Below are 12,214 nucleotides of genomic sequence, written 5' to 3' on the forward strand. Positions count from 1 at the left end.
GAAGACTGATAAGAAGAGACGGTGGGGCACCTGCCAATGCGTCCACCGCGAGACGCATCATAGGCGGGCATTGTTACCGTCCCAAGACAACAGCCTTCAGATCTTTTCCAGAAGCAGGCCTTTCAGATATTCGCCTTCCGGGAACGCGGCCGACATCGGATGATCGGTCCCGGCCGACAGGCGGCGCAGGATGCGGGCATCGGCGCGCGCGTCGGTCACGGCGCCGGCCACGATCTTCTGGAACAGTTCCATGCTGATCGCGCCCGAGCACGAGTACGTGAACAGCAGACCGCCGGGCCGCAGCAGCTGCATGCCGACGAGGTTGATTTCCTTGTACGCGCGCGCGGCCCGGTCGATATGCTGCGCCGACGGCGCGAACTTCGGCGGGTCCAGCACGATCAGGTCGAACTGGCGGCCCTCGGCGCGGAACTGCCGCAGCGTCTTGAACACGTCGGCGTCCAGCCACGTCGCGCGGTCCGCGTCGAAGCCGTTCAGCGTCACGTTGTTGGCGGCGATCTTGAGCGCTTCGCCCGACGAATCGATCGACGTCACGGCGGTCGCGCCGCCACGCAGCGCGGCCAGCGAGAAACCGCCCGTGTAGCAGAAGCAGTTCAGGACCTCGCGGCCTTGCGCAAGATCGCCGACCAGCTTGCGGTTGTCGCGCTGGTCCACGTAGAAGCCGGTCTTGTGGCCGTTGCGCACGTCCACGTAGTAGCGCACGCCATGTTCGGTCACCGACAGTTCGGGATCGGGCTCGGCCCCCGCGAGCACACCGGTGACGAGCGGCAGGCCCTCGCGCTCGCGCACGGCCGCGTCCGAGCGTTCGTACACGTTCGGGCAGCCGGTCTCCTTGACCAGCGCCTGCACGATCGCGGTCTTCCACTGTTCCACGCCGGCCGAGTTGAACTGGCACACGAGCTGGCCGCGCTCGCCGTTGCCGTAGTAATCGACGATCAGGCCCGGCAGCCGGTCCGATTCGCCGAACACGAGGCGCACGGCGTCGGTGTCGCGCACCCACTGCCCGCGATGGGCGATGGCCGCGGCCACGCGGCGCTTGATCAGCGCGTGATCGACGGGCTCGTCCTCGTCGAACGTCCATACGCGCGCGCGGATCTGCGACTCGGGGCTATAGGCCCCGCGTGCGAGAAAGCGGCCGTCGGCGGCGCGGATGGTCACCGTGGCGCCCGGCTCGCAGCGGCCGCTGGTCGTCGCGATGCCCGTGGCATAGACCCACGGATGTCGCCGGAGCAGGGACTTTTCCTTGCCCGGCTTGAGGGTGATCACATTCACTTACATCACCACCTTGACCATCGGGTGCGAGCTCAGCGCGCGGTACAGGTTGTCGAGCTGCTCGCGGCTCGTCGCCCGCACCGTCACCGTGAGGCCCAGGTAGTTGCCGTTGCGCGACGGGCGCATTTCCATCTTGCCCGCGTGGAACTCGGGATCGAAGCCCTGCACGACTTCCACGATGGTCTCGGCGAAGCCATCCTGCATCGCGCCCATCACCTTGATCGGGAAGTCGCTCGGATACTCGATCAGCGACTCGCGCGGGGTGACCGGATCGGTCTGGCCCGCGGAGAGGTCCTGCTGGGGATCGTCGTTCGAATCGGTACTCATGTCGTCATCCTTGAGCGATTACTTGCGCTTGAACCACAAGCGGATCGTGTCCCACAGGCGGCCGAAGAAGCCGGCTTCCGGCACTTCCTCGAGCGCGACCACGGGGAACTCGCCCACCTTCGTGGTGCCGTCCATCAGCTTGACGGTGCCGACCTGCTGGCCGGCGGCGATCGGCGCGATCAGCAGTTCCTGGCGCTCGAGCACGGGCTTGAGGCGGCCGCCGGTGCCCTTCGGCACGGTCACGAACGTCTCGTTGGCCACACCGATCTTCACGGTGCCCGACTTGCCCTTGTAGATGTCCGGCGTCGCGAGCACCTGGCCCTTGTCGTACAGGCGCAGCGTGTCGAAGAACTGGAAGCCGTAGTTCAGGATCTTCAGGCTTTCCGCGGTACGGGTCTGCTCGCTCACGGTGCCGATGACGATCGACACGAGGCGGCGCGAACCGTTCGGCACGTTGGCGAGCGGACGCTTGGCCGACGAGATCAGGCAGTAGCCGGCGGACTTCGTGTGGCCCGTCTTCACGCCATCGACGGTCGGGTCGATATACAGCAGGCGGTTGCGGTTCGGCTGCTTGATCTTGTTATAGGTGAACTCCTTCTGCGAGTACATGGGGTAGTACTCGGGGAAGTCGTTGATCAGGCGCGTGGTCAGCGTGGCCAGATCCACGGCCGTCGTGTAGTGGTTCGGGTCGGGAATGCCGTCGGTGTTCGTGAAGTGCGTGCCCTTGAGGCCCATGCGGCCCGCCTCGTCGTTCATCATCTTGACGAAGCCTTCCTCGGAGCCGCCCACGGCCTCGGCCAGCGCGAGCGCGGCGTCGTTGCCCGACTGCACGATCAGGCCCAGCAGCAGGTCCTGCACGCTCACGGGCTTGTTCGGTTCGATGAACATGCGCGACTCGTCGCTCTTGACCTTGAGCACGAGCGAGGTCGGCACCACGGTCTGCTCGAGCGTCAGGCGCTTCTCCTTGAGCGCGGCAAACGCGAGGTATGCGGTCATCAGCTTCGTCAGCGACGCGGGCTCGATGCGCATGTCGGCGTTCTGCGAGGCAAGCGCCTGGCCGCTGGTCACGTCGTAGAGCATCCAGGACTTGGCGGCAACCTGCGGCATCGGCACGCCCTGCGCGAGCACGGCCATGGGCGCGGCAGCCAGGGTGGCGGCGAGCGCGACGGCGGCGATAGGCGCTAGGTGCGGCATGGCTCTGTTCATCATTGTTGTATTACCCAAGAATCGAAAAAGAATAGACGTCAGGCAGACGTGGTCGCCCAAGCGTTGACGATGAGCTGCTTGATCAGGTGCAGCTTTCGATGAAAGAAATGATCGGCGCCCGGAATCACGATCACCGGCAATTCCTGCGGCCGTGCCCAGTCGAGCACGCTCGCAAGCGGCACGGTGTCGTCGAGCTCGCCATGAATCACGATGGTGTCGGCCGGCACATCGCAGACCTCCCAGCGGCTGGTGGCCGTGCCGACCAGCGCGAGGCGCTGCGCGGGCGTGCCCGCTTCGGCAAGCCGGCGCGCCACATGCGTGGTCACGTAGCTGCCGAACGAAAAGCCGCCGAGCGCGACCGGCAGGGTGCCCACGTCGGGCGACCACGCGGTCTGCTGGCGCATCCACGCGATGACCGCGAGCTGGTCGTCCTGCTCGCCGATGCCCTTGTCGTGCTCGCCCTCGGTACCGCCCACGCCACGGAAGTTCGGCCGCACGGTCGCGTAGCCCAGCGCCACGAACGTGCGCGCGAGCGTCTGCGCGACCTTGTTGTCCTTGGTGCCCGCGAACAGCGGATGGGGATGCGAGACCAGCGCGAGACCGCGCACGGGCGCGTTCTGCGGGCGGTCGACCGAAATATCGATGGCGCCGACGGGACCGGCAATGGAAAGAACCTCGGTGTGCGCGTTCATGGTAGCGGGCAGGAGTACGGGGCAGGCGGTACGTCAGGACGGCTCAGGGATGCAAAACAGGGAACCGCTCGGGAACAACAGCGATCGGCAATCCGGCGATCGGCAACGCGGGGATCGGCAACTCAGCGATCGACCATCAGGCGCTCGACGGGCTTGCCGTTCACCAGATGGCTCTCGATGATTTCGTCGATATCCTGCTCGTCGACAAACGTGTACCAGACGGCCTCGGGGTAGACCACGAGCACCGGTCCGAGTTCACACCGGTCGAGACAGCCGGCCTGATTGATCCGCACGCGGCCCTCGCCGGAGATACCCAGCTCCTTGCACCGCTTCTTGGCGTACTGCTGCATCGCCTTCGCGTTATGGTCGGCGCAGCAGGCCTTGCCGTTCTCGCGCTGGTTGAGGCAGAAGAAGACGTGGTGTTTGAAGTGGCTGCTCATGCGGGGCGGGGCGATCGAGTGAAGCTCGCAATTATACGTGCACGCGCGCCCGCATCCCCCCGCGCGGCCTGCCCGGATTTCCGGAAACTCCCGCCCGCCTCCCCCTTCCGCGAGGCCGCGCGTGACGTCCCCGGCGCACCTGACGGTGCCGTAAGTGCCTGATAGATCGCTATTCCTTCCGAATTTCCGGACGACCGGATTCCGGATTTCCGGAAAGCTGGAGCGATTTCGCGGCTATCAATCAGAAATCGCTTAAAAATCAATGCGTTACCAGCGATGTATGCACTGGCATGCGCGTTGCAAATGGTTACAACCAGACGCGTCGCAATTCCGAGACGTGCGGAAATCGGTTGCCGGTCCACGGCATCCGTCACGGTCAAATACCGAGGACGACATCATGAGGAAACCCTTTTACAAGATCCTGTACGTGCAGGTGCTGTTCGCGATTTTCGTCGGCATCGTGCTGGGCCATTTCTGGCCCAGTACAGCCGTCGAAATGAAACCGCTCGGCGACGCCTTCATCAAGCTCATCAAGATGATCATCGGCCCGATCATCTTCTGTACGGTCGTCTCCGGTATCGCCGGCATGCGCGACATGAAGAAGGTGGGCCGCGTCGGCGGCAAGGCGCTGCTGTACTTCGAGATCGTCTCGACGTTCGCGCTGCTGATCGGCCTGTGCGCCGCGCACCTGCTCAAGCCCGGCGTCGGCTTCAACATCGACCCGGCGACGCTCGACACCAAGTCGATCTCGCAATACGTGTCGAAGGCCCACGGCCAGAGCAGCGTCGAATTCCTGATGCACATCATTCCGGACACGATTTTCAGCGCATTCGCCAACGGCGACATCCTGCAGATCCTGCTGGTCTCGCTGTTCTTCGGCTCGGCGCTCGGCGTCGTCGGCGACCGCGCGAAGGTCATCCACGACATGGTGGATCAGGTGTCGAAGGTGTTCTTCCACATCGTCCACGTGATCACGAAGGTCGCCCCGATCGGCGCGTTCGGCGCGATGGCCTTCACCATCGGCAAGTACGGTCTCGGTTCGCTGGTGCCGTTGCTCAAGCTGATCGGCACGTTCTACTTCACGGCCGTCCTGTTCGTGCTCGTGGTGCTCGGCACCATCGCGCGTTTCACGGGCTTCTCGATCATCCGCTTCGTCGCGTATATCAAGGAAGAGCTGCTGATCGTGCTGGGCACGAGCTCCTCGGAAGCCGCGCTGCCCCACCTGATGGAGAAGATGGAACGCCTCGGCTGCTCCAAGCCGGTGGTGGGCCTGGTCGTGCCGACCGGTTACTCGTTCAACCTGGACGGCACCAATATCTACATGACGCTGGCCGTGGTGTTCATCGCGCAGGCGACCGGTATCGACCTGACGCTGTGGCAGCAGCTGACCATCCTCGCGGTGGCCATGCTCACGTCCAAGGGCGCGAGCGGCGTGACCGGCTCGGGCTTCATCACGCTGGCCGCGACGCTGGCCGTGGTGCCGGACATCCCGGTGGCCGGCATGGTGCTGATCCTCGGTATCGACCGCTTCATGAGCGAGTGCCGCGCGCTGACCAACATCATCGGCAACGGTGTGGCGACGGTCGTCGTGTCCGCGTGGGAACGCGAACTCGATCGCGCGCGCCTCACGCGCGTGCTGCGTGGCGAAGATGACACCGTCGGGCTCGCCGACGCCGGTCAGGGCGCCCGCTGACGTGTCCCCGGCGGCGCGACACGCCGCCGCGGCCGTCAACCCCCCGGACGTCAACCCCATGGACGTCAACCGACCGGCCGGCGCGCGTCCGGCCGCATCCTCCCCGTCCGCTGGCGTTCGCCGCCAGCGGGTATCATCGGCGCAGAGTTCCCCCCGCGCGCCGATGCCCCATTCCGACGACTTCCTGGCAGTCCACGATCCCGCCGCTCCCCGCGACGGGGCCGCGCCGCATGCGCCGGATACGCCCGGCGCCATGTCGCGCTGGTGGGCGTTCGCCGCCGTGCTCGCGGCCGGCCTGCTGGTGTTGTGCGCGCTCACATGGCTGGTCTCGGTGCAGCGCGGCATTGCCGGGCTTCAGCAATCGACGGCCACGCGCGCGGACCGCTACGCGGCCACGCTCGAAAGCACGCTCGACCGCTACGAATTCCTGCCCGCGCTCGTGTCGCTGCATCCATTCGTGCGCGGGCTGCTGCAGAACCCCAGCGACCGTGCCCATATCGACGCGGCCAATGCTTACCTCGTGGACGTCAACCGCCGCGCGCACGCCTCGGCCACCTACGTGATTGCCGCCAACGGTATCGCGCTGGCCGCGAGCAACCACGGCGAGGCCGGCAGCTTCGTCGGCACCGACTACCGGTTCCGGCCCTATTTCCAGATCGCCTCGCGTGGTGACGTCGGGCGCTTCTACGCGATCGGCGTGACCAACGACGAGCCCGGCTACTACATCGCGCAACCCGTGGAGGCCGACGGCAAGGTCATCGGCGTGACCGTGGTCAAGCTCAATCTCGAATGGTTCCAGCGCGCCGGCGGCGGCAGCGCGGAACCGCTGATGGTCAGCGACGACCATGGGGTCATCTTCCTGTCCTCGGTGCCCGCATGGCAGTACCGTACGCTGCGGACGCTGCCGGAAGACCTGCAGGCCGAGCTTCACAACACGCGCCAGTACCACGACAAGGCGGTCACGCCGCTGCCGCTGGAGCCGCTGCGGTCGCCCATCACGCGCTGGCTCGCGGGCACCACGCTGTCCGACGGCGCACGGCTCGTGCGTGTGGGCGCGGACAAGCCCGCCGCCGAGGCCATCGCGGAGCGCGTGGGCCTCGATCTCGAGGACGACCGCGGGCGCTTTCTCGAGGTCAGCCGCGCGGTGGGCCCGGCCGGATGGACCATGCAGGTCATGGCGCCGCTGGAACCGGTGCTGTCCGCCGCGCGCAACGCGACCATCGGCGCGGCGCTCGCGTACGCCTGCATCTGCCTGATGCTCGTCAACCTGCGCCAGCGCCGCCAGCGCGCGCGCGACATGCAGTACAGCCGCCGCCTGCTCGAGGCCGCCTACGACGAACTCGAGCGCCGCGTGGAAGCGCGGACGGCGGACCTGATGGCGATCAACGAGCAGCTCGAGGGCGAAGTGGTCGAACGCACGCGCGCGGAGAAGGAGCTGCGCGCGACGCAGGACGAACTCGTGCAGGCGAGCAAGCTCGCGGCGCTCGGCCAGATGGCGGCCGGCATCACGCACGAACTCAACCAGCCGCTGGCCGCGCTGCGCACGTTCTCCGACAACACGCGCGTGCTGCTGGAGCGAGGCCAGCTCGATGCGGCCACCGGCAACCTGTCCGCCATCGCGGACCTGACCGAGCGCATGGGCAAGATCACGGGCCAGCTGAAACTGTTCGCGGGCAAGGCGCGGCCGCGCCGCAATGCGGTCCGCGTGCGCGCCGCGATCGATCACGTGCTCGCGATCACGGCGCCGCGCACGGGCGGCACCGCCATCGCCGTGCATGGCCTCGACGCCGCGTCCGGCGCGGAGGACATTGCCGTATGGGCCGACGAACTCAAGCTCGAGCAGGTGCTGCTGAACCTCGTCGGCAACGCGCTCGACGCGATCGCTTCGGCGCGCGCGGCGGACCATACCGAGGGCCATATCGATATCACGGTCAGGTCGAACGAGTCGCTCGTCACGGTGACCGTGCGCGACAATGGCGGCGGTATCGCCGCCGAGGCACTGCCGCGCCTGTTCGAACCGTTCTTCACGACCAAGGAGATCGGGCAGGGCCTCGGGCTCGGCCTCGCCATCTCGTCGTCGATCGTGCGCGAGTTCGGCGGGCAGCTCGCCGCGCGCAACGTGGAAGCCGGAGCCGGCATGGCGGGTATGACGGGGGTCACGGGCGCGGAATTCGTGGTGACATTGCGGCGGGCACATCAGCCCGTCCATAGCTGAAAGCAGGAAACGACAATGCAAGACGGTTTGCGAGTGCTGTTCGTCGAGGATGAGCCGCTGGTGCGACAGGCCACGGCACAGAGCCTCGAACTGGCCGGGTTCTCCGTGCTGGCGCTGCCGTCCGCGGAAGCGGCGATGCCGCACCTCGCGCCCGATTTCCCCGGCGTGCTGGTCACCGACGTGCGCCTCGGCGGCGCGAGCGGGCTCGATCTGCTCCACCACTGCCGCAACGCGGCGCCCGGCGTGCCCGTGATTCTGGTCACGGGCCACGGCGACATCACGATGGCCGTGCAGGCGATGCGCGAGGGCGCCTACGACTTTATCGAGAAGCCATTCGGCGCGGACCGCCTGACCGATACCGTGCGGCGCGCGCTCGAACGCCGCGCGCTGGAACTGGAGAACGTCGCGCTGCGCCGCGAACTCGCCGGGCCCGCGGCGGGCACGCGCATCATCGGCCGGTCGCCGGCCATCGAGCAGGTGCGCGGGCTCATCGCCAACGTCGCCGCGACGGACGTGCCCGTCATGATCAACGGCGAGACCGGCACCGGCAAGGAACTCGTCGCGCGCAGCCTGCATGCGCTGTCCACGCGCCGCGAGGCGCCGTTTATCGCGCTCAATTGCGGCGCGGTCCCCGAGTCGATCTTCGAGAGCGAGATGTTCGGCCACGAGGCCGGCGCGTTCACGGGCGCGGGCAAGCGCCGCGTCGGCAAGCTCGAACACGCGTCGGGCGGCACGCTGTTCCTCGACGAGATCGAGAGCATGCCGCTGGCGCTGCAGGTCAAGCTGCTGCGCGTGCTGCAGGAAGGCACGCTGGAGCGGCTCGGGTCCAATGCATCGATCCGCATCGACGTCCGCATCGTCGCGGCCGCCAAGGGCGACATGGAAGCGCTGGTCGAGCAGGGCGTGTTTCGGCAGGATCTCTACTATCGCCTCAACGTCGTCACGATTCCGCTGCCGCCGCTGCGCGACCGGCGCGAGGACATCGTGCCGCTGTTCGAACACTTCATGCTCGTGGCCGCGGTGCGCTACCAGCGGCCCGCGCCGATCCTGTCGGAGATGCAGCGGCAGGCGCTGATGCAGCGGCCATGGCCGGGCAATGTGCGCGAGCTGCGCAACGCGGCCGACCGCTTCGTGCTCGGCGTGCCGGAAGGCAACCAGGCGAAGGCCGAGGCGCACGAGGACTCGCAGCCGTTGCGCGAGCGGATGGAGCACTACGAGCGCGCGGTCATCGCCGACGTGCTCGCGCGCACGGGCGGCGCGGTGAGCCAGGCCGCCGACCTGTTGCAGGTCGGCAAGGCCACGCTCTACGACAAGATCAAGCGATACGGGCTGTAGCGGCGGGTCATCACTTCCACATCCCGCGCATGCGTCCCGCCAGATCCATCTTTGGCAGCGGCGCCTTCGCGGGCGCATCGCCGGGCATCGGCGGCGGCGGCCATGAGCGACTGTAGAAATTCGTCATCACGCGATTGGGCAGGAAACGCGTGCGCGAGGCATACACGTGCTTGTCGCCGAAGCCCACCTGCTGATGCACATAGAAGCGCTGCGGCACGATCACGTCGAGGTGATCCTTCGCGCGGGTCATCGCCACGTACAGCAGCCGGCGCTCTTCCTCGATCTCCTCCGTGGTACCCGTCGCGAGGTCCGACGGCATGCAGCCGTCCACCGCGTTGAGCACATAGACGGCCTTCCACTCCTGCCCCTTCGCCGAGTGAATCGTCGACAGGATCAGATAGTCCTCGTCGCGCGAGGGCACCCCCGATTCGTCGCTCGAGGCGCTGGGCGGATCGAGCGTGAGCTCGGTCAGGAAGCGCTCGCGCGAGGCATAGGTCGCCGCGATGCGTTCGAGCTGCTGCAGATCGGCCTGCCGCGCGGCGGCATCGTCGTGCAGCCGTTCCAGATGCGGTTCGTACCATGCGATCACCTGCTCGAACGCGGAAGGCCATGCGGAGGCCGGTGCCATCAGCGCATCGGCAAGCGTCAGCAACTCGGCCCACGCCGGCGCGGCGGCAGGCGGTGGCTCGAAGGCGGAAAGCGCATCCAGCGGCGCCATCGCGCCTTCCAGGCCGTCGAGCACGCGCCCGGCGGTCTTCGGCCCGACGCCCGGCAACAACTGCAGCGTGCGGAACCCGGCCATGCGATCGCGCGGATTCTCGAACCACCGCAGCACGGCCATCACATCCTTCACGTGCGTCGATTCGAGGAACTTCAACCCGCCGAACTTCACGAACGGGATATTGCGCCGCGCGAGTTCGATCTCGACCTGCGCGCTGTGATCGGCCGCGCGGAACAGCACGGCCTGCGACATCAGCGTCAGGCCCGCCTCGCGGCGCGCGAGCACCTGCTCCACCACGAAGCGCGCCTGATCGGCCTCGTCGTTGACCACCACCACGCCGGGTTTCTCGGCGGACGCGCGGTCCGACCACAGGTCCTTGGTAAAGCGTTCGGCCGCGAGGCCGATGACCGCGTTGGCCGCGGTCAGGATCGGTTGCGTCGACCGATAGTTCTGCGAGAGCGTGACCTGATGCGCGGCCGGCGTGAAGTGCGTCGGAAAATCGAGGATATTGCGCACCGTGGCGCCGCGGAACGCGTAGATCGATTGCGCGTCGTCGCCGACCACGGTCAGGCCGCGCCCATCGGGTTTGAGCGCGAGCAGGATCGACGCCTGCAGTGCATTGGTGTCCTGGTACTCGTCCACGAGCACGTGGTCGAAGCGCGCGCCCATGTCCTGCGCGATGGCCGGTTCCTGCATCGCCTGCGCCCAGTACAGCAGCAGGTCGTCGTAATCGAGCACCTGCTGTTTCTGCTTGGCTTCCACGTAGCCCGCGAACAGGCCGTTGAGCGCCTCGGCCCACATCGCATAGCGGGGGAACTGCGTCTTCAGCACGACCTCGAGCGGCAGCTGCGTGTTGACCACGCGCGAGTAGATCGCAAGGCAGGTCTCCTTGCGCGGAAAGCGAGAGGTCTGCTCCGACAGGCCGAGGTCGTGCCGCACCACGTGCATCAGGTCCGCGGAATCGCCGCGGTCGCTGATCGTGAACGACTGGGCCAGCCCGAGCGTCTCCGCATATTCGCGCAGCAGCCGCGCGCCGATCGCGTGGAACGTGCCCGACCATTGCAGCGCCGCGCGGCCCGCGCCCGTCTGCGTGCCAAGCGCCTGATCGACGATGCGCTCGACGCGGCGTCCCATCTCGGCCGCCGCGCGGCGCGAGAACGTCAGCAGCAGGATGCGGCGCGGGTCGGCGCCGCCGAGCACCAGATGCGCGACGCGGTGCGCGAGCGTATTGGTCTTGCCCGACCCCGCGCCCGCGATGATCAGCAGCGGGGCATCGCTGGCGTGCTCCACGGCCGCGCGCTGCTCGGGATTGAGCTTCGTGAGGTAAGCAGCCGGCTCGGCGGGCGGCGCCGCGGGCGCGGAAGTGATGTCGGGGGCAAGTTCGATGGACACGGCGGGGCGGCGGAAGGAAAGCTGGCGCCCACTGTATATGCATACAGCATGCGGAATCAAGCGCACAACAAAAAAGGTGCCTTGCGGCACCTTTTTTGCGACAGCGGGGACGGCGCCGCTCAGGCCGCCAGCGCGCCTTCCAGCAGCTTGTGCAGCGCATCCCACTCGGGCTCGCCCACATAGCGCTTGAGAATCTTGCCGTTCTTGTCCACGACGAACGTGGTCGGCGTCAGCTGCACGTTGCCGAACGCCTTGGCGGCCGTGCCGTCGGAGTCCATCGCCACCTTGAATGGCAGTTCGCGCGTCTTGGCGTAGTTCATCACGTACATCGGCGGATCGTAGTTCATCGCCACCGCGACGAATTCCAGGCCCTTGTCCTTGAACTGCTGGTAGGTGCGGACCATGTCCGGCATCTCCTTCACGCAGGTCGTGCAGCTCGTGGCCCAGAAGTTGACGATATAGACCTTGCCCTTGAGGTCCGCGGTACCGACCTTGTCGCCGGAAAGCAGCGTGAACGTGGCGGCCGGCGCGGCGTTGGCCGGCGACAGCGCGCGGAAGCCAAACCAGCCGAGCACGGCCACGATGACCAGGGCGGCGATGGCGATGGGCAGGCGCTTGCTGCCGGAAGTAGCGGTTGTCGACATGTTGCGGTCCGATGTAGGCACGGGTGGGGGCCCGGAGTGGCGTCTATTCTACTGCCGCGCGCGGCCGTGCGTCGCCCGCCGTTCGGCCCCCGGCGGGGCTGCGTCATTCCGTCGCATGGGCGCTCAGCGCGCCGCCGCCACCTTGTCGCGCGCCGTGTCGAGTGCCTGCTCGAAGTAGGCGCCGTAGAAATCGGGCTGCATGCCGCGCAGCGGCGGGGGCGCGGGGGGGGGGCGGGGGGGGGGGGAAATAAACGGGGGG

10 protein-coding genes are annotated in these 12,214 nt (G+C 67.3%); 3 read left to right on the forward strand and 7 right to left on the reverse strand.

Annotated elements, in window-relative coordinates:
• Positions 1–96 precede the first annotated feature (96 nt).
• From AAHB16_RS27340 to AAHB16_RS27360, 5 genes are all read right to left on the reverse strand, one after another.
• On the reverse strand, positions 97–1,290 hold the full coding sequence (locus AAHB16_RS27340) for a class I SAM-dependent rRNA methyltransferase (RefSeq protein WP_342052484.1): 1,194 nt from the start codon (positions 1,288–1,290) through the stop codon (positions 97–99).
• Positions 1,291–1,617 (reverse strand): YbeD family protein, encoded by a 327-nt coding sequence (locus tag AAHB16_RS27345; protein WP_150372956.1) that lies wholly within the window; start codon positions 1,615–1,617, stop codon positions 1,291–1,293.
• Between the two features lie 18 nt (positions 1,618–1,635).
• Positions 1,636–2,826, reverse strand: a complete 1,191-nt coding sequence (locus AAHB16_RS27350) for a D-alanyl-D-alanine carboxypeptidase family protein (RefSeq protein WP_150372955.1) — start codon at positions 2,824–2,826, stop codon at positions 1,636–1,638.
• Positions 2,827–2,861: 35 nt separating this feature from the next.
• A complete protein-coding gene (locus AAHB16_RS27355) occupies positions 2,862–3,515 on the reverse strand; it encodes an alpha/beta hydrolase (RefSeq protein ID WP_150372954.1) in 654 nt (217 codons plus the stop codon).
• Positions 3,516–3,637: 122 nt separating this feature from the next.
• Complete coding sequence (locus AAHB16_RS27360; protein ID WP_109582254.1) at positions 3,638–3,955, reverse strand: (2Fe-2S) ferredoxin domain-containing protein; 318 nt, start codon at positions 3,953–3,955, stop codon at positions 3,638–3,640.
• Positions 3,956–4,352: 397 nt separating this feature from the next.
• On the opposite strand from AAHB16_RS27360, the gene AAHB16_RS27365 reads away from it, so the two are divergent.
• The 3 genes from AAHB16_RS27365 (at position 4,353) to AAHB16_RS27375 (ending at position 9,198) form a co-directional block, all read left to right on the forward strand.
• Positions 4,353–5,648 carry a dicarboxylate/amino acid:cation symporter gene (locus AAHB16_RS27365; RefSeq protein ID WP_150372953.1) on the forward strand — a complete coding sequence of 432 codons (1,296 nt, stop codon included), beginning with the start codon at positions 4,353–4,355 and terminating at the stop codon, positions 5,646–5,648.
• Between the two features lie 163 nt (positions 5,649–5,811).
• Entirely contained in the window at positions 5,812–7,863 is a 2,052-nt protein-coding gene (locus AAHB16_RS27370) for a sensor histidine kinase (RefSeq protein ID WP_342052485.1), read from the forward strand.
• Between the two features lie 15 nt (positions 7,864–7,878).
• Complete coding sequence (locus AAHB16_RS27375; protein WP_150372951.1) at positions 7,879–9,198, forward strand: sigma-54-dependent transcriptional regulator; 1,320 nt, start codon at positions 7,879–7,881, stop codon at positions 9,196–9,198.
• Between the two features lie 10 nt (positions 9,199–9,208).
• Here the strand turns inward: AAHB16_RS27375 and AAHB16_RS27380 are convergent, their stop codons facing one another.
• Together AAHB16_RS27380 and AAHB16_RS27385 are read right to left on the reverse strand one after the other, a co-directional pair.
• Positions 9,209–11,311 (reverse strand): ATP-dependent helicase, encoded by a 2,103-nt coding sequence (locus tag AAHB16_RS27380; protein ID WP_150372950.1) that lies wholly within the window; start codon positions 11,309–11,311, stop codon positions 9,209–9,211.
• Positions 11,312–11,430: 119 nt separating this feature from the next.
• Positions 11,431–11,955: a TlpA disulfide reductase family protein gene (locus AAHB16_RS27385; protein ID WP_342052486.1), complete on the reverse strand. Its 525-nt coding sequence runs from the start codon at positions 11,953–11,955 to the stop codon at positions 11,431–11,433.
• Positions 11,956–12,214: the final 259 nt, after the last annotated feature.

Source organism: Cupriavidus sp. OTU4054, from assembly GCF_038440175.1.
Lineage (GTDB): Bacteria > Pseudomonadota > Gammaproteobacteria > Burkholderiales > Burkholderiaceae > Cupriavidus > Cupriavidus pauculus_D.

Excerpts from the sequence above, each read along its gene's own strand:
- AAHB16_RS27345 (WP_150372956.1), bottom strand. The coding sequence starts at position 1,617 with ATGAGTACCGATTCGAACGACGATCCCCAGCAGGACCTCTCCGCGGGC.
- AAHB16_RS27350 (WP_150372955.1), bottom strand. The coding sequence starts at position 2,826 with ATGATGAACAGAGCCATGCCGCACCTAGCGCCTATCGCCGCCGTCGCG.
- AAHB16_RS27355 (WP_150372954.1), bottom strand. The coding sequence starts at position 3,515 with ATGAACGCGCACACCGAGGTTCTTTCCATTGCCGGTCCCGTCGGCGCC.
- AAHB16_RS27360 (WP_109582254.1), bottom strand. The coding sequence starts at position 3,955 with ATGAGCAGCCACTTCAAACACCACGTCTTCTTCTGCCTCAACCAGCGC.
- AAHB16_RS27365 (WP_150372953.1), top strand. The coding sequence starts at position 4,353 with ATGAGGAAACCCTTTTACAAGATCCTGTACGTGCAGGTGCTGTTCGCG.
- AAHB16_RS27370 (WP_342052485.1), top strand. The coding sequence starts at position 5,812 with ATGCCCCATTCCGACGACTTCCTGGCAGTCCACGATCCCGCCGCTCCC.
- AAHB16_RS27375 (WP_150372951.1), top strand. The coding sequence starts at position 7,879 with ATGCAAGACGGTTTGCGAGTGCTGTTCGTCGAGGATGAGCCGCTGGTG.
- AAHB16_RS27385 (WP_342052486.1), bottom strand. The coding sequence starts at position 11,955 with ATGTCGACAACCGCTACTTCCGGCAGCAAGCGCCTGCCCATCGCCATC.